We start from the raw sequence: 20,244 nt of genomic DNA on the forward strand, positions 1-20,244 counted from the left end.
CTAAAAGATCAAAATGACGATCAATGCTCCAAGCAGCAGACCCAGGCTTTTACTCAATTTTTCATATTTGCCTTGATCCTCTCTGGCCACCGACTCCTCCTGCTTCAATTGCTGCAATGCTAACGCGATATGAGTGCTCTGATTGGACCTATCGCTTGTACCGAGAGTACAACTGAGCTGGCGGAGAATCTCTTTTTCTGTCCCCTTCAATGCGGTAGACTTCCAATGCGAGTCCATAGCCCTCTGAATGGCATCCTGGGCACTTCGATCATGGGGTGGGCTCATCTCCTCAGCTGTTTTAATAAACAACGTTTTGAGCGGTTCCTTAGACTGAATCCCAATGCGCCGCATAGCTTCAGGCAATGGGGTAAAGCCGTACATAATTTCTGTTTCCAGCCGCTGTAGCGCTGCTATCAAGCCTCTGATATGTCTTGGCCTGTCTGCATATTGTTTTGCAAATTGGAGCCCTGCTAACGTACCAGCCAGCACAATCAGAACGGCACCGAATAGCTTAAGCATGTAAATCACCACCTAATCGATCCCCGGGTGAGATAAGAAGTAATCCGCGTTTCTGTCCATCCAGAACACGAAAGGAGAGTCCTGCTTCTGAGCGATGCAGAATGACGTATCTTTCGAACATCTTTTGTTCCAATAGCCCGCCAAGCCCGGGTCTACGAGCCAGTTCTATTACTTCTTTACCGTGAGCTGAAGCAACGACTGATATTCCAGCATGCAGCGCTTCAGTGACTGCTTCAGCGTCTTCAGGACGACCAATCTCATCAGCGATCAATACATCCGGTGACAAGGAACGAATCATCATCATCATGCCTTCAGCTTTGGGACAGCCGTCGAGGATATCTGTGCGCGGACCAACATCAAAGGCGGGAATCCCGCGTCTGCTTCCGGCAATCTCAGAACGTTCATCGACAATCCCCACCTTCATACCTGGTCTTCCGCCTTCACGTTTCCCCAAATCTCCTAAGGAGATTTGTCTTGCGATATCGCGAAGAAGTGTTGTCTTCCCGTGCTGTGGAGGCGAGAGGATCAAGGTGTGCATCATTCGCTGCCTCCCCTTGTCCAGCAGATAAGGTAGCACTTTATCTGCGACTCCGGGAACCTCTCGGGCTATGCGAACATTGAAGCTTGTAATGTCGCGTAGATGCTCCACACCACCACCACTCAACACCGTCCGACCAGCAAGTCCTATTCGATGGCCGCCAGGAATCGTAATAAATCCCTTTCTCAGCTCTTCTTCCATCGTATATAGTGAATGGTTGCTGATCAGATCTAGCAGTCTATGAGTGTCCTCCCGATCCGGCCTATAGGCTTCTTCCGGCCTTTGCGTTACGCTGCCATTTGCTCTAAGAAAGTGATATTTACCTGAATAGTTAATCTCCAGCGGACGACCTTCACGGACCCGAATCTCTTCCACCAATCCAAGTAACGGAAGGGGAAGGCACTTTAATAGTGCTCTTACTTTTTCAGGAAACAATTGCAACCAATCATCTGCCATACAAAGTACCCCCAAGTTGTCCTCTATCTAATTGCTTTATTCCATATTTATGCTTGTACGCGCTCAATATGCCTATCATCTATCATTTTTTTAGAATCCCGATTAAGAGAAAGGCTACACCGCAACCGACCCAGCCCAGTTTGCTCCAGGACAACTGCTGAGCCATCCCTGTAAGTCCGATCGCTGTCGTCAATATCAAGATCGTCGGGCCTACCAAAGCTAGTCCAGAATTGACTGCAAGCGCCTTGTCTACCTGATTCAACCGCAGCATAATCAGTGCAGCTATAATCTCCGCACTACCCGAGAACAGCCGAAGAGTCGCCATCCAGCTTACATACTTGTCCAATCCACTCCACTCCTAACTTTTACTATTTCATACAGAATGATATTCAGGGCTTGTTTGTCCTTCTCTTATCCATGGATATGCGATAATTACTCACTTTAGACAAGGAGAAATGACAGAATTGCAAGTCCAACTGTGAAAGAGTTCATAGTACACACCTATATAAATAAATATAATCAGTACGATAAAATTATTTTTTACGAACACTTCCATCTGTGGTATCCTTGTTAATTGGAAATATAGTGGGTTTATATTTTCAAAAAGAGCAGACTATAAAGACATAAGAAAAAGAGGGGATTTGTGTCATGCAAGTTCGAAGTTACGGGTTACCGCAAAACATGCGGACCGTAGTCAGACCACTCAAGGAAGTAGCTATCATTATTTTTTCAGCCTTTTTAATTGCAAGCGGGATGCGATTGTTTCTAATTCCTCATCAGCTTCTGAGCGGTGGGGTAGCAGGGGTGGCTTCGGTCGTCGGTTATTTAACGGATCCGAAGTACATTTCTAAACTTTATTTTGTAATAAACCTTCCTTTAATTGTCTGGGGATTTATTGCAGTGGGGAAAAAGTACATCTTACTAAGCTTGCTTTCCGTCGTGGCCACCACCTGGTTCATTACCATTATTCCTGAGGTGCAAATGACCAAGGACCCCATTCTTGCAAGTATTTTCGGCGGAGTAATTATTGCTGGGGGCGTTGGTTTTTCTCTCCGTACTGGGGGCTCTTCTGGGGGATTTGATATATTAGGCTCGATTATTTCACGTAAACGGGATATTCCCATGGGGAATATCATGTTCTTAATGGATGGATTAGTTATTCTGAGTTTAGGCTTCTTTAAAAGCTGGGATTCCGCCTTATACGCTATGCTCTGTATTTTTGTAAAGAGTAGAGTAGTCGATATGATCCATATTCGCCATGTGAAGCTGACCTGCTTTATCGTTACCAAAGAACGGGAGATGATGTTAGCCCGTCTCAGAGAGTTACCTCATGGCATCACTGTCGTCAATGCAGAGGGTGGATACAGTCATGAGGGAAATACCATGCTAATGACTGTAACGACTCGGTATGAACTTGCAAATCTGCGGAGAACTATTCTTGAGGCAGACCCAAGCTCCTTCGTCAATGTTGTGGAGACTGTAGAGATTCAGGGCCGGTTCAAACGATTAGGATAAATTCAGGGACCTACCTCCCTTGCTGTTATATAAATGAAAAGGAACGCTGCATTCAAATCTGCAGCGTTCCTTTTCATCTATAAGTGATGCTATTTGCTTATTTTTTACTAGCGGAAATATACCAGTCATTCACTTCCTTAGTAATTTCATCGCCGCCGGATTTCTTCCAGTTGGCCACCATCGTATCGAACTCTTCGATAGGGGATTGACCGTAAATGATCTTGGAGTACGTTTGAAGTACCAATTTCTTTAATAGCTCATTTTTGGATTTCATGGTTTCAGTCAGAGGTCCTTGGAAGTAATTCTTCATACGAATATCCTTTTGCTCCAAGACGATCTTCATGGCTTCAATATTCTCCGGTTTACGAACTGCAGCTGTAGCAATCTCATACGGAGTTTCAGGCGTACCACCGTTTGCCAGTTTGTTCATCGTCTCTGCGTACAATCCCGGCTCACGGGCACCGTCAAAGGTAAGAGAGTAGTAGATCGGTTCAACTAAATGTGTCCGGTCGCCATAGCCAGGGAATAGATCCGGATATTTCGCCGGGTCTTTAACTACAGTACCATCTGCTTGCTTGGCATAGTCATAACCTTCAGCAAAACCATTTTCGAAAATGCCACCTTTTTGTGGATTCGCCCAGTTATCGAATAAGAAGTTATAATAACGCAGCAGTGCTTCTTGATGCTTCGAATCTTTATTGATCAGCATCCATCCGTTAACAGACGGGTTACCACTTTGTGTACCAATTTTGCCATCAGGACCGGCAGGAATTGCATAAGCTTTGTATTTTGCACCAGGTACGTTGTTCAGCAGATCACCAAACGGCCAGTCAGGAAGCCAGTTGCGGCCTACAATTGCACCCGCTTGACCTTTAGTGAATTGTTCGTAACCACCATTTTCATCGACAAGACCTGCATCTTTAGTGATATAACCTTTTTCCATCCATGTCTTCAGTGTAGACAGTGCTTGCTTCGCACCTGGATCGATCGAGCCATAGCTCAGAGTACCATCTGCACCTTTGTTCCATTGTTCAGGCATGGTGCCGAAATCACCGAACAACCAGCTGATATCAGCGATCCAGTTCAAGTAAGTATTTTTAAAACCGGTAGCGAGACCAAGAGTGTCTTTCTTACCGTTGCCATCAGGATCTTTGTTTACAAAAGCGTCCATGATGTTCTCAAAATCAGCAAGTGTCTTAGGAGCCTGCAGACCCAGCTTATCCATCCAATCTTGACGCAGCCAGAGAACCATGTCGTCATTATAAGCGTAATCCAGAACCGGAAGCGCCATAACTTTGCCATCGCGTGTTACTGGTAACAAGGTATCCGGATTCAGCTCCATACCCTTCTTGTATACATCGCCAGCATACTTGTCGATCAAGCCACCAACATCTGTGAACTGTCCGGAGTCAATCAGCATATTGACCGTTTCCATATCGCCGCGGTAAGTAATCACGTCCGGCATTTTATCACCTGAAGACAACATAAGTCTAATCTTCGTCTGATAGGCTTGGTTGGTGTCGGTGACAACCCAATCATATTTCACATCAATGCCCAGATTATCTTTCATATAAGTGTTAAGAACGTTGTTCTCCATACTCTCGCCGGTTTTATAGTAATAGTTATTACCGATGGCCTTAACCGTCGTAAGTGTGATTGGCTCAACATATTTGCTGCCATCCCAACCGGTTTCGTCAACATTACTTTTTGGCTGTGCTGCATTATCAGTAGTGCTGTTTTCTTTCTTTGTCGCATCGTTTGAAGCTGCCGGACTGTTGTTATTATTACTTGAGCAAGCCGCCAGACTTAGCGCCATTACCGAAGCCAGTAATATGTTGCTTATCCGTTTGTATTGCATTTTCTTCTTTTCCCCCTAGATCGTATTGAGAGCGCTTCCCCCTGCTCTACATATCAAACTATAATTCTCGATGAAAAATTTGGAAATACCCGATATTTGGTGCTGATACTAATTTTTTTATCTTTTTACTATTACTCTTTAATCGCTCCTAATACTATCCCCTTCACGAAAAACCGCTGTAGGAATGGATAAATCAACAGTACTGGCAACATGCCTATGAAAATCTGTGCAGCTTTCACTGTCCGCTGAGAGATATTCAGCAGATCACGAGGATTCGCTGTCAACTTACTGAAGTCCTGCGATACAATAACCGTCTGTAGAAATGTGGCAAGCGGATAGTTACGGTAATTATTGATATATAGTAAACCATCAAACCATGCATTCCAGCTACCGACAACTGAGAACAACGACAATGTGGCAATGGAAGCCATAGCCAATGGGAGATACACACGGAACAGTACGGTAAAGTGTCCTGCTCCATCAATCAACGCAGCCTCCTCCAGCTCTTTTGGCGTGGCCTTGAAGAAATTCATAAGCAGAATCATATTAAATACTTGCACTGCACCCGGTAACACAAGCGCCCAAATCGTGTCCATCATGTGTAAATTCCGCACGACCATATATAAAGGGATCATCCCGCCTGTGAACAGCATCGTGAAGACAAAATACCAAGCGTAGATGTTACGGCTTTTGAGTACTGACGAATCCTTCGATAAGGAATAAGCAGCAAGGGTAATCACGCTCATCGTCATAAATGTGCCAAGAATCGTCCGACCCACTGAAATAAAAAATGCCCGTAAGAAATTGGGATTGTTCAAGGTTTTGGTGTAGGATTCGATATTAAAATCGACTGGCCAAAGTCCGACCAGATGAGCATTAGCCGGTGCGCTTGCACTGAAGCTAATCGCTAAAATATGAATAATCGGCAGGATACAGAGCAGTCCAGCTATGACAAGAATGCAATAGTTAAGTATTGTGAACAACTGGTATCCTCTTGTTTTGTAATACATCCCTGAACCTCCTAGAATATTTTATAGTCAGCCAATTTATAGGCCACTCTGTAACCAACCACTATGAGTAAAAAACCAACCAATGATTTAAACACGCCAACAGCAGTAGCAAAGCTATACTGGCCATTTAAGATACCGGTTCGGTACACAAACGTATCAATGATATCGCCTTTATCGTATACAAGCGGGTTATACATATTAAAGATTTGGTCAAAACCAGCGTTAAGTATATTACCAATAGCCAAAGTAGCAACGACAATGATGATAGGTACCAGCGACGGAATCGTTACGCTTAAAGTTTGTCTCCAACGGTTCGCGCCATCTACCTCAGCTGCTTCATATAGCGACGGATTCACACCCGCTAACGCTGCCAAATAGACGATCGTACCATACCCAAATTGTTGCCACACATCGGTCACCACTACGATAAAACGGAACCAGTTGCCGCTGGCTAGAAATAGGATAGGCTCAATGCCAAACCAATTCTGTAATACAGAATTAATCATCCCGTCAGCGGATAACATATCCGTCAAGATGCCTCCGAGAAATACCCAAGAGATGAAATAAGGTAAGTATACGAGCGTTTGCACCGTTCTTTTGACCGAATTTCGCCGGACTTCATTCAACAGAAGCGCAAATGTAAACGGCACGATGACATTCAATATAATTTTCAAACCGGCGATCAGAACGGTATTAACAATAACTTTCTTACTGTCCGGGTATTCAAACATAAAGCGAAAATGTTCAAGTCCAACCCACTTTGATCCCCATATTCCGTCATAAGGCTTGAAGTCTTTGAAAGCGATCACAAGTCCCCCAAGTGGCAAATAACCGAAGATGAACTGTAGCACAACAGCAGGTATCAACATTACATGCAGTGGCCATGTTCGTTTTAGGAATCCTTTCAGCCAGGGCCGCGAGACCAGTGTGCCTTTTACATTCATCTTTTTTGCTGTTTCCATCCCCATAATCCTCTCTACCATCATTTTTTAGGATTGACATCTGCAACATCATCCTGCAATAGTAAGTATACAATCGCCTTATAAGGTCGTCTGCGCCGAGAATTTTGGAACAATGCCTGATTTTTTGTTTCCTTACTTTCATGAAGCGAAGGAGTCGCAAGCATGAACACACGCTTTAATACATTTACAAAAATCATCTCTTTGGTCCTGATCCTGCTAATTCCGCTCGTGGGACTATATTGGTTCTCCAACCAGACAAGTCTGCGTGTGGTCTCGGACGAAATTGAGAAATCGATGTATAAGGACCTTACATACTTTGCCGTGCAGACTGACAATGTCGCCGCGCAGCTCTCAAAAGGCGGACTCATCCTCAGCGAAGATATCAATGTACGCGCGCTCGAATTCATCGAAATTATGACACTGTATGAGCAGACTAATGAAAAGCTCAAAATTGATGACAAGCTGAAACTTGTAATCGCTTCCTCAACTTGGGACACAACACTTAGCATCTATGCCCCCGACACACGAACTTTTGTTTCCTCCAATGTTTCCAATGTGTTTGACAACAACCAACTACGGCGCAACTTTTCTCGGACTTGGAAAATAACGACCGATGTGCCCTCCTTCTATCGTGGGCAGCAACGCTTTGTTCGTCATATTACCGAGCCATTTAATTCCTCCTTGGATCAGGCGAAGCTGATTGTAGAAATGAGCTTTCCTGCCACGGATTTGATCAAGGCACTGGATCGTTTCAAAAAAGGAGGCAAAGGTGATCCTTTTTTTATTTCATCCGATCATAGTGTGATACAAGCCATAGATGCGGATCAGAAGCTACAGAAAGAGCTAATTGAAAAGATCGATCTGAAGGTTCTCGCTAAACATCCGTTCACACGGCTTACACTCTCTGGAAGCGAATACGCCGTCAGTTGCGTCTGGATGCCGGAGCTCAGACAATATCTGGTGGATTATTTGCCAATTCAGGATGTAGTACGGCCGATTACAACAAACAGCTATTTATTCTACAGCTCGATTTTCTTCTTGCTTGTAGGTAGTACTATCGCAGCGTACTTCCTATACAACACCGTTCAAGTACCTATTCGTGAACTTATTCGTGGAGTGCGCAGAGTCAAACGTGGAGATTACTCAACGATCAATGTCTTGCATCCAAATAATGAATTTCACTTCCTACTGGTCAGCTTTAATGATATGGCCACGCAGATTGAACAGCTTATACAGAATGTTTACCTGGAGCAGATAGCTTCAAGAGACGCCAACCTGAAGCAGCTGCAATCGCAGATTAATCCGCATTTCCTATACAATTGCTTCACACTCATTCGCAGTCTGACACGTCTAGGTGAGAAAGAGACGGTTATGCAGCTAACGATGCATCTAAGTAAATATTATCGCTACACGACCTACTCAGAGCGGCAAACCGCCGAGCTGAAAGAGGAAATCGATTTGGTTCAAAGCTACCTCGCCATTCAGGCGATCAAAGTTCAGGATTTAAAATACGAGATTGATATCCCCAGTGACTTTGCAGGGCTTAAGCTGCCGCGTCTTATCCTTCAGCCACTAGTTGAAAATGCCGTATTGCACGGGATAGAGCCGGTAGGCTGCGGAAGTATTCATATCAGTGCCTATGTCACCGAAGAGTATAATATTATCGCAGTTCAGGATGACGGGATTGGTCTTACGGAAGAAAAGCTTATCTCATTGCAGCGGCAGATTGCGTTTCCTCCTGTCGAAGATAAGGGCTGTGCTTTATGGAATACAAGGCAACGAATACAGCTGCAGTTCGGGAAAGAAGCCGGGCTGCGTATTATCAGGCGGGAGGAAGGCGGAGTTGAAACCCAGCTATACTGGCCTAATCAGTCAGATTACGATAGTGCTTCATAACTGGCTTACATCAAGGAGGAACATGAAATGCACCAACTGTTAATCATAGATGATCAGACAGCCCTTGCAGAAGATTTAGCTGATATGCTTCCCTGGCACGAAATAGGCATCGACATTGTTCATAAAGCCTACTCTGGACGTGAAGCACTAGAACTACTCTATGAACATTCGATCGACGTCGTTGTAACTGATATCTGCATGCCGGGAATGTCAGGGCTCGATCTCATTGCCGAAATCAGACGTAACTGGAAACATACAAAATGCATTCTGCTCACAGGTTTTGCCGATTTTGAATATACCAAGCAGGCGCTGAAGCTGAGATCCAGCGATTATCTCCTTAAACCCGTTGAAGACGAAGAATTAATGAGCGCCGTTCGCAAAGCACTAGACGAGCTTGAACAAGAGTGGCAAGAAATCATTTCGATTCAAAAAATTAATTATACGCTTAGAGAACAGCTGCCTAAGCTACGGGAATATCTACTTCGGGATCTGATTACCGGCAAGCAGGACCCGGCCATTGGCCCACTTTCCAAAAAACTTCAAATGTATGAAGTTCCCATTGCCAGAGGCACTTCCTACAGCATGATGCTGCTGCGGATAGACACAACAGAAGGCGAGTACGATCAGAGTGATGAGACACTCATTGAATATGCACTGACTAACATTGCTGCTGAGCTGTTCGGCCCCCGTATGGCGTTATGGCATTGTACAGATATGCACGGATTTATCGTCTGCTTGCTGTCAGACAAGTCCCTTCCAAATACAATTGAATCAACAAAGATAAGCGAAGAAGAGGAACTCGATGTCTGGATTGAAACACAGGCCTTTCAGCTCCAACGTGCGGCTAAATCCTACTTAAAGGTAGGCGTATCCGTTCTAACGAGTAAAAGAGGCCAATTTCCGCAAGATATCCGGACCATGTATCAGTCCTCACTGGTGAGTTTCAGGCATTTCATCGGAAGGGATACCGAATTGTTCATTTCACTAGCCAAGGAACCAAACCGCGGTGAAATGCAGCAGCTAAATGAGCTCTATGTAACGCCCACTCTCGGTTTGCTGTTGGAAATGGGCCAATGGGAAGCAGCCAACGATAAGCTGGCGGCAATCCTGAAAGAGCTGGAAGAAGAATGGCGAGACTCGCAGGAGCATATCCTTGAAGCTTATTTTGCCATTGCCTCCTCCATTTCTTCTCTTATTCATCGCACCAAAAAATGGCTGGCTGACACGATCGGTGAAGATTTCTACACCGTTACTAGCGGGCAGCCTATGCAAACAGTCGATGAGCTACGCAACTGGAGTGAACGGGTCATCGCCAGCTACCGACGCTCGGTTAGCAGTGTGGAGAAGGATTCCCGAAACTCCATTATCCGCAAGGTACAGGATTATATCGCGCAGAACCCTGGTACAGCTTCACTACAGACTATATCTTCAAGCGTATATCTGAATCCTTCATATCTCTCGAAGATTTACAAGCTTGAAACTGGTGAAGGAATCAGTGAATATACGCTTCGTGTTCGTATGGAGAAGGCAATCCTCTTGCTAGAGCAGTCGCCTGAAAAAATCTATGAAATTTCTACCTTGCTTGGCTATCAAAAACCTAGCTATTTCATTCATCTATTCAAGAAGCATTATGGCATAACGCCGCAAGAATACCGCAACAAAGTCGGTTTATAAGTCTAAACAAGAAAAACGCCTGACGTCGTCCTTGGAGGTAGAGTTACAAGCTGAGTACATCCGTAATTCCATACCCGTATCCATATACACCTTCGTAGTGAGGTTCCGCTTGCGGACCGAATGGCTTTATTTCGATGAAATGAGCACATCTATTAGGGACGGACCGTATTGCACTTATTCCTAATAACAAGCCCCTTCCCGGTGATCTGGGGCGAATAACAGCGCTGGCTCGTTTACGTTACCGGCGGCACATTGTATTCGGTTTTTCGCATACAATTGGCACATTTACGTTACCGGCGGCACATTGTATTCGATTTTTCGCATACATTTGGCTCGTTTACGTTACCGGCGGCACATTGTATTCGATTTTTCGCATACATTTGGCACATTTACGTTACCGGCGGCACATTGTATTCGATTTTTCGCATACATTTGGCTCGTTTATGTTACCGGCGGCACATTGTATTCGTTTTTTCGCATACATTTGGCTCGTTTATGTTACCGTCGGCACATTGTATTCGATTTTTCGCATACATTTGGCTCGTTTATGTTACCGGCGACACATTGTATTCGGTTTTTCGCATATATTTGGCTTGTTTACGCTACCGGCGGCACATTGTATTCGATTTTTCGCATACATTTGGCTCGTTTATGTTACCGGCGGCACATTGTATTCGATTTTTCGCATACATTTGGCTCGTTTATGTTACCGGCGGCACATTGTATTCGATTTTTCGCATACATTTGGCTCGTTTATGTTACCGGCGGCACATTGTATTCGATTTTTCGCATACATTTGTCCGTAGGCTCGGCTAAAACATGCATTTCGGAGGATATAAGGTCCGCTCGGTTTTTAGAAACTGACGGATGACTCCTCGTTTATTCCATGTTTCCTGCTTCTTCACGTTCACCCCTCCTTCCTCTTTCTTCGGAGCTATCCACATTTTTTTGTATTGTATAATTTCCTAAACAATAAAAAAAGATGCTTACAGCCATTTAGCTGTAAACATCCCTTTTTATTTCCCCAGCAGCTCCTATCGGCGATCCTTAGGACCTCCGACGAAAGCCTGCTCTGTTGTATCAAGATTGTAGGCGGTATGAAGCGCCTGTATGATTGATGGCAAATTGCCTGATTCTATGACGCAAGATACTTTGATCTCAGAAGTGCTGACCATCTTGATGCTTACACCCTCTTGGGAGAGTACATCAAACATTTGAGCCGCTACCCCTGGATGGCTGACCATACCAGCACCAACGATGGATACCTTCACCAGGTTATCTTCGGAGGTAACTTCACGATAAGGCAAAGTTTTATGAATTTCTTTAATTACTTCCTTCGCCCGATCCAGCTCATCAAGAGAAACTGTAAATGAGAAGTCAGCCTGCTCATTCTGTACACCACTTTGTACGATGATATCTACGTTAACGCCCTCTTCAGCAAGCTTGCCGAAGACCTGAGCGAGTACACCTGGTACATCAGGAACTCCAAGAATACTGACACGTGCTACATTCTTATCAAATGCAATACCACTAACTACGATTCCCTGCTCCATGCTTGTTTCCTCCTTCACAACAGTACCTTCATTATGATTAAAGCTCGATCTAACGACCAGCTTAACTTGATGACGCTTAGCGTACTCCACTGCACGTGGATGTAATACAGCTGCTCCCAGATTGGCAAGCTCCAGCATTTCATCGTAAGAGATTTCCTTCAGCTTACGTGCCTTCTTCACGATACGTGGGTCAGTGGAGTAAATACCATCTACATCGGTATAGATCTCGCATACATCAGCTTGAATAGCAGCAGCCAATGCTACGGCTGTAGTGTCCGAACCACCGCGGCCTAATGTGGTGATCTCACCGTCCACAGTCATTCCCTGAAAGCCTGCAACGATCACGATCTGTTCACGCTCCAAAGACGCTAATACACGACGCGGGTCAATTTCATTGATACGAGCTCTGCCGTGAGTTTCGTCTGTTCGGAATCCAGCCTGCCATCCTGTATAAGAAACTGCATTCCGCCCGATCCCATGCAGGGCAATGGACAATAGAGCGACGGAGATTTGTTCACCTGTCGTCATCAACATATCCATTTCACGTGCGGGCGGCTGCCCGTTTAGTTGCTTCGCCGTATCGATCAAATCATCTGTTGTATCCCCCATTGCAGATACAACCACAACGCAGCGATGTCCCTCATCTTGCTTGTCTGCGATGCGCTTGGCGACGCGTTTCATTCGTTCAGTGTCGCCGACGGAGCTGCCTCCGAATTTCATAACATAAAGTGACAAAGTCCCATTCACTCCCCATATCGGTCTATGTAGTTGCTTCTAATCGGTTTCCCGCTTTAAATCAGTATAATACGAAAACAGTGCCTTGCGTTAATGGTTTCATAAAAAATTTATTAAATTTCCCCGCTGTGAAAAAAAAGATAAGGTCAGCATCAACCCTTCAGCTGTGCTTATTTTACTCAACTTCCAGTATTTTAATGTAGGTTTCCATAGCATCTTTATCCGTTACTGTTCATAAAAAAACCTCCACCGTATAAACGGGGAGGCTCTTCTGGTAATATCTAGGTTATTGTTCTGTTTCCTACGCACGGGAGATATATTTACCTTCACGAGTATCAACCAGCAAGATGTCTTCTTCGTTGATGAACAATGGAACCTGAACACTATGTCCGGTTTCAAGCTTGGCCGATTTTGTAGCACCTTGAGCCGTGTTTCCTTTAACGCCAGGCTCAGTTTCAACAACCTTCAACTCTACGCTGGTAGGAAGGTTGATCCCAAGAATCTCACCTTTGTAACTAACGATGTTTACAGTCATGTTCTCTTTAAGGAAATTCAATTCCCATTCCAATTGCTTTTCGGACAATTCGAATTGGTCATAAGTTTCGTTATCCATGAAAACGTGGTCCGATCCACTGGCATAGAGATATTGTACACCACGGTTTTCGATAATAGCACGGCCAATCGTTTCACCTGCACGGAATGTACGCTCTACTGTATTACCGTTACGCAAGTTCTTAAGCTTGGAACGAACAAATGCTGCGCCTTTACCTGGCTTAACGTGTTGGAAATCAATAACGGTAAAAATATCTCCCTCTACCTCTACGGTCAAACCTGTTTTAAAATCATTAACTGAAATCACTAAAAATCCCTCCAAAATTTATAATCAATCTAATACATCACACTTACTTACAGTACTGTATATTCTTTAGACGAATGGGTCAGCAGTGATATTCCGCTCTCCGTGATCACAATGTCGTCTTCAATACGTACTCCGCCAATTCCCGGCAAATAAATACCAGGCTCCACAGTTACGACCATCCCCGGCTGCATAATATCGTCGCTAAGTTTGGACAAACGCGGCCACTCATGAACTTCCATTCCAAGTCCATGGCCTGTGCTGTGTCCAAATTGTTCACCATATCCGTAGCTAGCAATGATATCACGTGCCAAGGCATCACATTCCCGTCCAGTCATACCCGGCTTGATATGTGCTAAAGTATGTAGCTGAGCTTCCAGCACAATATCATAGATCTCTTTCAGCTTCGGATCCGGTGCTCCGAGTGCGATGGTTCTTGTCACATCTGAGCAATAGCCATCAAGTAATGCACCGAAATCAAGGGTAATGAATTCATTGCCTTGAATTACACGGCTGCTTGCTACGCCGTGTGGCATGGACGAGCGTTCACCTGAAGCAACAATCGTATCAAACGATGAAGAAGTTGCACCATGGGTACGCATATAAAATTCCATTTCCAAATCAACATCGCGCTCAGTCATGCCCGGCTTGATCACGTTCAGAATATGACTGAATGTAGCATCGGCCAGATCTGCTGCACGTTGCATAACGGCAAGCTCTTCCTCATCCTTGAACATACGAAGGTCTTCCACAGCTTTGGAAATTGGAACTAACACTGCCGGCTTAAGTGCTTCTGCATATGAGGTGTACGCGCTGAATGAAACATCATCCTGTTCGAAACCGATACGTACCTCTTTACCAGAAGGCAGAAGCTCGCGAACTGTATCAATGAACTTAGTTGTATGTTCTACAACCTTAACCCCCATTGCTTGGTCCGCGGCCTGTGTCATATACCTGAAGTCAGTCAGCAGATAACAATCATCACTTGTCACCAGTACATAACCGGACGATCCGGTAAATCCACTTAAATAGCGGCGGTTATAACCGCTAGTTATCAACATTGCATCCAATCCTTGATCCTGCAAAACCTTACTCAGCTTGGAGACACGCTTGTTACCCATTTTCATTCTCCTCTCGAAATAGCCACATTGTATTTTAACATAGGGATATCCCCTTGAGAAGTTTTTTCGCGCCGTTAGGCAAGCGCTGTACTTTGCTCACGCTTCCGTTCGTCCGTATACTCGATCGCTGCTGTATATCCAATGAACATTCCCCATAGCAGAAAAATGCAGAACTCACTAATGACAGTGTTCCACGGCAGCTTGAATGGGGGCTGCATAAGAAACATCTGCGAACCAGGAATAAATATAATCGCCCACCATAAAACGCCGTAGACCAGGCCTGGCCAAGGTCCCTTCAGCTTACGGAGAAGCAGTACATACAGCATGGAGGCGATGACCGAAAATACAATAAACATCATATATCCCACGAAATGTCCAAATGCTGTTGTCAAAAACGCATGCCTGAAAAAAGGCTCTGCGATAAAGCCAGGGCTGACTTTGGTAAAACTGAACCAATAGACTAGCCAATGAAGCCCACCCCAAATTAATCCTGCAAAAAAACCTAATTCGAGTGCAAAAAGCCAAATATTTGTATGCCCCGATTGTTGTTGATGAGATTTGCTCATGAAATTGCCTCGCTTTCTTTATTTTCAATGCCGATTTATCTCTCGTTCTCTCTAGAAGATAGTATGTACAGCAAAAGGCGATCCAACTAGTAATGTCTTCAAAAATTAGTTACAATGTATTATATAAATCATATTAAATACGAGAAGGTGAATTGGTTGTCCCAGGAAACTCCCAGTTACGGCGGCCAAGCCGTCATTGAAGGCGTCATGTTCGGCGGTAAGCATATCAATGTAACAGCCGTGCGACGCAAGAATCAGGAAATCACATTTTTAGAAGTACCCAAAAGCGATAAGAGCTGGGTCACGAAACTGCGCAAGATTCCGCTGCTTCGCGGCCTTGTCAGTATAATAGATGCCAGCGCTAAAGGCTCTAAGCACTTGAACTATTCAGCCGAATCCTACGCTGAAGATGAGTTGGAACCAGAAGATATTGAGAAGGAAAAAGCGAAGCCGAAGAAAAAGGATGAGGGCTGGAGCCTTGGAATGATTTTTGGGGTTGCTGTAATGGGTATTCTCTCCTTCTTGTTCGGAAAGCTCATTTTTACGCTTGTTCCGGTATTTGTAGAGGATTTTTTATTTAAAAATGTATTTGATAACTACGTACTGCACAACCTCATAGAAGGCGGCATCAAAATGATTCTCTTGCTGGTCTATTTATGGGCGATTTCTCAAACACCTGTGATCAAGCGACTGTTCCAGTATCACGGCGCCGAACATAAAGTCATCAGCGCTTTTGAAGCAGGCGAAGAACTGACTGTTCAGAACGTTCAGAAATACAGCCGTCTGCATTACCGCTGTGGAAGTAGCTTTATGATGCTGACGATTATCCTCGGTATGATTATTTACTCCGTAGTCCCATGGGATAATCTTTGGGAACGAGTGATCCAGCGGATTATCTTGTTGCCAGTCGTAATTGGTGTATCGTTCGAAGTTCTAAAGGGAACCAATGCGGTAAGAGAAGTACCAGGCCTTAAATATCTGGGTTACCCTGGATTGTGGCTGCAACTCCTTACAACCAAAGAGCCAAAAGACGATCAGGTAGAAGTATCTATTGCCTCTTTTAACCGTATGCGTGAGCTTGATGCTGCGATTGAAGCAAGAGGATATTCGGAGGCAAGTGTGTCAGGCGGCATATTGGATCCTGCGAAAGGATGAGTGATCTATGATCAGGCATGCTTTAATTTTTTGGATTACGGTTACGCTTGCGATTTTCGGTTTTGTGATTGGAGTCTTGACTGAGCCCTTCTTTACGCTGTCGAAGCTGATTCTCCCCCTAGTACTGTTAGCAATCATTTATTATGCTTACAAAAAAATGGGACCAGGCAAATACGCTCGTAGCAGCAGTGGATCTAAGGTTAAAGTGAAGCCTTCCCAGAAAACCATGTCAAAGGTAGCAGGAATTCGCAAGACTCAATCTGCACCAGGCAAACGCAAAAGCTATCCTTTCCAAGTGATCGAAGGAAGTAAAGGGAAAAATGACGATCAGCTTCCGAAGTATCACTAACTTCATAAGAACTCCAAAAAGCATCTCCACGTTTTAAGTAACGTGCGGGATGCTTTTTTCTCATATGGTTATTATCATATTCGTTATCTTGGTCGCCACTCCTTAAAGAAATCTTCTCCTGCTTTAAGTCCAGCAGCATACATTTCATCGCTTTGCGCTTTTGTAATTTCAAATTGAGTCGTCCCAATCCCAAGCGTAGGAATTTTTACCGTACGAACAAATTTATCCCCTTCAATAAACTTCTCATCATGAGCAGAGAGCATGGTGGTTACCATAGCTTGGAGCATACTGAATGGCCCTCTAATTTTATGCGGCTGTGGATCGGTCTTACCTACCGTTTGATAACCTACCGTAGGAATTCTGCTCCCAGGTTGTTTGCTCCCATTATTCTTGCTGTCAAATAGCCACAAAGGAAAATTACTCAAGAGCCCACCATCTACAACATACACAAACTGCTCGGCAAAGGATTTCCCTCTTGCTGCCTGCCCGTTTAGTCTTAACATCACAGGATCAAAAAAATAAGGAATGCTGCAGCTCATTCGCACTGCCTTGGCCACTTCAAAATGCTCCGGAGAGATCCCATACTGCTCCAAGCCATCTGGCAAGACCAATATCCTTCCATTTGTGATATCGGATGCGATGATAGATAATTTACCGGCAGGCAGATCACGGAAGGTGATGATCCCCTTTTTCAGTAATAATGCTCTTATCCAGGATTCCAAGGCTTCTCCAGAATATAATCCTTTCTTCAATAACACTCGCAGCGCAGGACCAACGATAGCCGTATTATAAACGGGACCTCGCTTCAGAAACGATGAAAAGGATGTTCCTTGGATTATCCGACACATTTCCTCCCCTTCATAGCCCGCTGCTAGTAAAGTGGCTACAATCGAACCTGAGGAGGTTCCTGCTACCCTTTTAAAAGTCCAGCCTGCCCTTTCTGTAGCTTCAACTGCTCCCGCAAGAGAAATCCCCTTTACGCCTCCTCCTTCAAATACTGCGTTAATCTCCATACACAAAAATCCCCCGTTTCCCATAGATTCTATTGCTTATCTATGAGCACAGGGGAACATTCATGACTCCTTATGAATAACAGCTAAACTATTAGGATTTAAAATAAAAGGTCAGTAAGCTCGACAATCCGAACGGATTGCGGACTACGACGTCATTCGCTCTAAACATAATACTACCTGCAACCTCTTCGTACTTCTCATTATATTTGAGCTGATTAATAATTTGATCTCCACTTTGCCATTCAGCCTTTTGATCACTGGCTCCGACCTTATAACCAGCTAACCCGATGTAGAGTTTAACATTCGTATTCTCGACTTCTTTTACCCACCAATCTACTAACTTGTCATAACGAGCTGTGCTAAAGGACAAACTCCAATAAATTTGCGGAGCGACATAATCAATCCAGCCCTGCTTAATCCATGTCCGAACATCCGCATACATGCTGTCATAAGCAGATACCCCTGCAGTCGTGTCCGAACCTGTACTATCATTTTTAATATTTCGCCATACTCCAAAAGGACTGATTCCATAAGAAGCCTTTGGCTTCACCTTATGAATCTGTTCTCCCAACTGACGGACAAATTCATTAATATTATCTCGGCGCCAATCAGCTTTAGAAAGCTTTTTCGTATTATAGGTAGAATAAGCAGCATCATCGGCAAAAGTAACATTTGAAGGATAAAAGTAATCATCCAAATGGACACCATCGATATCGTAACCTTTAACCACTTCCATCACCGTGTCGATGATATGTTGGCGAGCCTCCGGAATACCTGGATTAATGTATTTCTTACCATCGGCATTCACAATCCATTCTGGATGTTCTTTTGCCACATGGTTACTTGCTAACGCTGAGGTGGAAGCATCCGTCGTTGCACGGAATGGGTTGAACCAAGCATGAAACTGCATGCCGCGGGAATGCGCAGCACTGACCATATAGCTTAGAGGATCATATCCCGGATTCTTCCCTTGTGTACCCGTCAATACCTTAGACCAAGGAACTAAAGTCGATGGATACAGACTATCTGCTGAAGGTCTAACCTGAACAAATACAGCATTAAAGCCAACAGCCTTTAGCTTGTCTAACAAATTATCAAACTCCTGCTTTTGTTTCGCTTCATTTCCTGCCGAAGACGTTGAAGGCCAGTCCAGGTTGAATACGGTAGAGATCCAAGCCCCCTTCATCTCCTTACCAGTCGATCCACCAGGGATAGTCGGTAACGTCGGCACTGTTGGTGTCGTTGGTGTCGTTGGTTTTTCTGGATCGACAGATTGTGGTGGTTCAGTGTTGGAGATCAAGGAAATATGCTTATTAACCTGATCCCATAACACCTGCAGTCCCAATTGCTCACTTACAAAACGAATGGGTACCATTACCCGCCCCTGCTTAATCTGCACGGATGTATCCAGCGCTACCGAAGTATCGTTTACCCATGCGTTTTTCAGGCCACTGGTCAGCTTGAGAACCGTATCTCCTTGAGTGATCGTTACAGTCTTACTATTTTGATTCCATACTACGCCGGCATTTAATCCTTTACTGATCACACTTATTGGCACCATCGTTACATTGGAAGTTGTGATATACGGAGGCACATCACTAACCAGCGCCTCTCCATCCAGTTCAATCGTAATTTGCACCGCTGCCGCGCGTGCACCAGGAGACCATAAAGGCAGAAACAACATAAGTACTAACAAGCTCAACATCCATTTACGATAATTCATAATTCCTCCCCAAATCTAAAAAATATGTATCCAAAAAATAAGAAAAAACGGATAAATCCTTCAAGCAGATGAGAGAATGCCTCCTTCTAAAAAGGGGGTATCTGTCTCTGCAAAAAATATAAGAAGTACCGAATAAAACTCATACTCTCTTATATTTTTAAAAGGACTGTATCCGTTTTGACGCTAAAAACTGGGAAAGGTTGCACTAAACAAAATAGAAACGGCTATACTATCCACTGATTATGCTCACGAAAGCCTTGCTGCGCATAACTTTTAGGACAGTATCCGTTTCGGGAAAAACATTTCAAGAATCGCTTGTCAGTTCGTTGTGAATCGCATATAAAGTCTGTACACGTTCTTCATCGCGGCGGAAATATTCTACCAATGTTTCAATACGCGTAATCGAATCCCAACTTAAGTGATGCTCGATTCCTTCAACATCATTATAAATGTATTCCTGCTGTACTCCGATCAATCCGAGGAATTCCTCCAATAGTTGATGGCGATCAACCAGACGTTTTCCTACTTTTTTCCCTTTGTTGGTTAGGACAAGCCCACGATATTTCTCATAGATGAGATATTCGTCCTTATCCAGTTTTTGGATCATCTTGGTCACAGAGGAGGGGTGTACTTCCAGTCCCTCGGCAATATCCGAGACCCGCGCATAACCTTTCTCATCTATGAGCTTGTATATGCGCTCCAAATAATCCTCCATGCTGGGTGTTGGCATTAAACTTTACCTCTT

Annotated in this window: 18 protein-coding genes; 5 read left to right on the forward strand and 13 right to left on the reverse strand. The window is 44.3% G+C overall.

What is annotated here, in order from left to right; genetic code table 11:
* From spoIIIAB to MKY19_RS21890, 3 genes are all read right to left on the reverse strand, one after another.
* Window positions 1–519, reverse strand: a complete 519-nt coding sequence (gene spoIIIAB / locus MKY19_RS21880) for a stage III sporulation protein SpoIIIAB (RefSeq protein ID WP_042190466.1) — start codon at window positions 517–519, stop codon at window positions 1–3.
* Window positions 512–1,513: a stage III sporulation protein AA gene (gene spoIIIAA, locus MKY19_RS21885; RefSeq protein ID WP_339797645.1), complete on the reverse strand. Its 1,002-nt coding sequence runs from the start codon at window positions 1,511–1,513 to the stop codon at window positions 512–514. Before spoIIIAA ends, spoIIIAB begins: the two co-directional genes overlap by 8 nt.
* Window positions 1,514–1,595: 82 nt before the next feature.
* Window positions 1,596–1,838 (reverse strand): YqhV family protein, encoded by a 243-nt coding sequence (locus MKY19_RS21890; protein WP_036683194.1) that lies wholly within the window; start codon window positions 1,836–1,838, stop codon window positions 1,596–1,598.
* A 323-nt stretch (window positions 1,839–2,161) separates the two neighbouring features.
* Here MKY19_RS21890 and MKY19_RS21895 point away from each other — a divergent pair, with 323 nt between their 5' ends.
* Window positions 2,162–3,028: a YitT family protein gene (locus tag MKY19_RS21895; RefSeq protein ID WP_339797647.1), complete on the forward strand. Its 867-nt coding sequence runs from the start codon at window positions 2,162–2,164 to the stop codon at window positions 3,026–3,028.
* Window positions 3,029–3,125: 97 nt separating this feature from the next.
* On the opposite strand, the gene MKY19_RS21900 is transcribed toward MKY19_RS21895, so the two are convergent.
* From MKY19_RS21900 to MKY19_RS21910, 3 genes are all read right to left on the reverse strand, one after another.
* Complete coding sequence (locus MKY19_RS21900; RefSeq protein WP_339266319.1) at window positions 3,126–4,886, reverse strand: extracellular solute-binding protein; 1,761 nt, start codon at window positions 4,884–4,886, stop codon at window positions 3,126–3,128.
* Window positions 4,887–5,017: 131 nt separating this feature from the next.
* Window positions 5,018–5,896 carry a carbohydrate ABC transporter permease gene (locus MKY19_RS21905; protein ID WP_283908428.1) on the reverse strand — a complete coding sequence of 293 codons (879 nt, stop codon included), beginning with the start codon at window positions 5,894–5,896 and terminating at the stop codon, window positions 5,018–5,020.
* 11 nt (window positions 5,897–5,907) lie between these two features.
* Window positions 5,908–6,840 carry an ABC transporter permease subunit gene (locus MKY19_RS21910; protein WP_339271741.1) on the reverse strand — a complete coding sequence of 311 codons (933 nt, stop codon included), beginning with the start codon at window positions 6,838–6,840 and terminating at the stop codon, window positions 5,908–5,910.
* Window positions 6,841–7,020: 180 nt separating this feature from the next.
* Here MKY19_RS21910 and MKY19_RS21915 point away from each other — a divergent pair, with 180 nt between their 5' ends.
* Both MKY19_RS21915 and MKY19_RS21920 read left to right on the forward strand, forming a co-directional pair.
* Complete coding sequence (locus tag MKY19_RS21915) at window positions 7,021–8,754, forward strand: histidine kinase (protein ID WP_339266322.1); 1,734 nt, start codon at window positions 7,021–7,023, stop codon at window positions 8,752–8,754.
* A 27-nt stretch (window positions 8,755–8,781) separates the two neighbouring features.
* Complete coding sequence (locus MKY19_RS21920; protein WP_339797649.1) at window positions 8,782–10,428, forward strand: response regulator; 1,647 nt, start codon at window positions 8,782–8,784, stop codon at window positions 10,426–10,428.
* A gap of 1,034 nt (window positions 10,429–11,462) precedes the next feature.
* Here MKY19_RS21920 and MKY19_RS21925 read toward each other — a convergent pair.
* The 4 genes from MKY19_RS21925 to MKY19_RS21940 all read right to left on the reverse strand — a co-directional run bounded on the left by MKY19_RS21925 (window position 11,463) and on the right by MKY19_RS21940 (window position 15,259).
* Window positions 11,463–12,716 (reverse strand): aspartate kinase, encoded by a 1,254-nt coding sequence (locus MKY19_RS21925; protein WP_339797651.1) that lies wholly within the window; start codon window positions 12,714–12,716, stop codon window positions 11,463–11,465.
* A gap of 301 nt (window positions 12,717–13,017) precedes the next feature.
* Entirely contained in the window at window positions 13,018–13,575 is a 558-nt protein-coding gene (efp, locus tag MKY19_RS21930) for an elongation factor P (RefSeq protein WP_042190473.1), read from the reverse strand.
* Window positions 13,576–13,622: 47 nt separating this feature from the next.
* Window positions 13,623–14,693 (reverse strand): Xaa-Pro peptidase family protein, encoded by a 1,071-nt coding sequence (locus MKY19_RS21935; RefSeq protein WP_339797653.1) that lies wholly within the window; start codon window positions 14,691–14,693, stop codon window positions 13,623–13,625.
* A gap of 74 nt (window positions 14,694–14,767) precedes the next feature.
* Complete coding sequence (locus MKY19_RS21940) at window positions 14,768–15,259, reverse strand: YqhR family membrane protein (RefSeq protein WP_076284474.1); 492 nt, start codon at window positions 15,257–15,259, stop codon at window positions 14,768–14,770.
* Window positions 15,260–15,415: 156 nt separating this feature from the next.
* Between MKY19_RS21940 and MKY19_RS21945 the strand changes: the two genes are divergently transcribed.
* On the forward strand, window positions 15,416–16,414 hold the full coding sequence (locus MKY19_RS21945; protein WP_339804430.1) for a DUF1385 domain-containing protein: 999 nt from the start codon (window positions 15,416–15,418) through the stop codon (window positions 16,412–16,414).
* 7 nt (window positions 16,415–16,421) lie between these two features.
* Window positions 16,422–16,763 (forward strand): hypothetical protein, encoded by a 342-nt coding sequence (locus tag MKY19_RS21950; RefSeq protein WP_339266327.1) that lies wholly within the window; start codon window positions 16,422–16,424, stop codon window positions 16,761–16,763.
* 83 nt (window positions 16,764–16,846) lie between these two features.
* On the opposite strand, the gene MKY19_RS21955 is transcribed toward MKY19_RS21950, so the two are convergent.
* The 3 genes from MKY19_RS21955 to mntR all read right to left on the reverse strand — a co-directional run bounded on the left by MKY19_RS21955 (window position 16,847) and on the right by mntR (window position 20,229).
* The gene (locus tag MKY19_RS21955) at window positions 16,847–17,776 is read right to left on the reverse strand and encodes a patatin-like phospholipase family protein (protein WP_339266329.1); all 930 of its coding nucleotides are present in this window, start codon (window positions 17,774–17,776) and stop codon (window positions 16,847–16,849) included.
* 91 nt (window positions 17,777–17,867) lie between these two features.
* Entirely contained in the window at window positions 17,868–19,499 is a 1,632-nt protein-coding gene (locus MKY19_RS21960; protein ID WP_339266331.1) for a family 10 glycosylhydrolase, read from the reverse strand.
* A 304-nt stretch (window positions 19,500–19,803) separates the two neighbouring features.
* Entirely contained in the window at window positions 19,804–20,229 is a 426-nt protein-coding gene (gene mntR / locus MKY19_RS21965; protein WP_042190488.1) for a transcriptional regulator MntR, read from the reverse strand.
* Window positions 20,230–20,244 lie beyond the last annotated feature (15 nt).

The sequence above is a fragment of the Paenibacillus sp. FSL R5-0744 genome, from assembly GCF_037972555.1.
Taxonomy (GTDB): Bacteria; Bacillota; Bacilli; order Paenibacillales; family Paenibacillaceae; genus Paenibacillus_AQ.

Coding starts and splice junctions, on each gene's coding strand:
- spoIIIAB (WP_042190466.1), bottom strand. CDS start 519: ATGCTTAAGCTATTCGGTGCCGTTCTGATTGTGCTGGCTGGTACGTTA.
- spoIIIAA (WP_339797645.1), bottom strand. CDS start 1,513: ATGGCAGATGATTGGTTGCAATTGTTTCCTGAAAAAGTAAGAGCACTA.
- MKY19_RS21890 (WP_036683194.1), bottom strand. CDS start 1,838: ATGGCGACTCTTCGGCTGTTCTCGGGTAGTGCGGAGATTATAGCTGCA.
- MKY19_RS21895 (WP_339797647.1), top strand. CDS start 2,162: ATGCAAGTTCGAAGTTACGGGTTACCGCAAAACATGCGGACCGTAGTC.
- MKY19_RS21900 (WP_339266319.1), bottom strand. CDS start 4,886: ATGCAATACAAACGGATAAGCAACATATTACTGGCTTCGGTAATGGCG.
- MKY19_RS21905 (WP_283908428.1), bottom strand. CDS start 5,896: ATGTATTACAAAACAAGAGGATACCAGTTGTTCACAATACTTAACTAT.
- MKY19_RS21910 (WP_339271741.1), bottom strand. CDS start 6,840: ATGAATGTAAAAGGCACACTGGTCTCGCGGCCCTGGCTGAAAGGATTC.
- MKY19_RS21915 (WP_339266322.1), top strand. CDS start 7,021: ATGAACACACGCTTTAATACATTTACAAAAATCATCTCTTTGGTCCTG.
- MKY19_RS21920 (WP_339797649.1), top strand. CDS start 8,782: ATGCACCAACTGTTAATCATAGATGATCAGACAGCCCTTGCAGAAGAT.
- MKY19_RS21935 (WP_339797653.1), bottom strand. CDS start 14,693: ATGGGTAACAAGCGTGTCTCCAAGCTGAGTAAGGTTTTGCAGGATCAA.
- MKY19_RS21940 (WP_076284474.1), bottom strand. CDS start 15,259: ATGAGCAAATCTCATCAACAACAATCGGGGCATACAAATATTTGGCTT.
- MKY19_RS21950 (WP_339266327.1), top strand. CDS start 16,422: ATGATCAGGCATGCTTTAATTTTTTGGATTACGGTTACGCTTGCGATT.
- MKY19_RS21955 (WP_339266329.1), bottom strand. CDS start 17,776: ATGGAGATTAACGCAGTATTTGAAGGAGGAGGCGTAAAGGGGATTTCT.
- MKY19_RS21960 (WP_339266331.1), bottom strand. CDS start 19,499: ATGAATTATCGTAAATGGATGTTGAGCTTGTTAGTACTTATGTTGTTT.
- mntR (WP_042190488.1), bottom strand. CDS start 20,229: ATGCCAACACCCAGCATGGAGGATTATTTGGAGCGCATATACAAGCTC.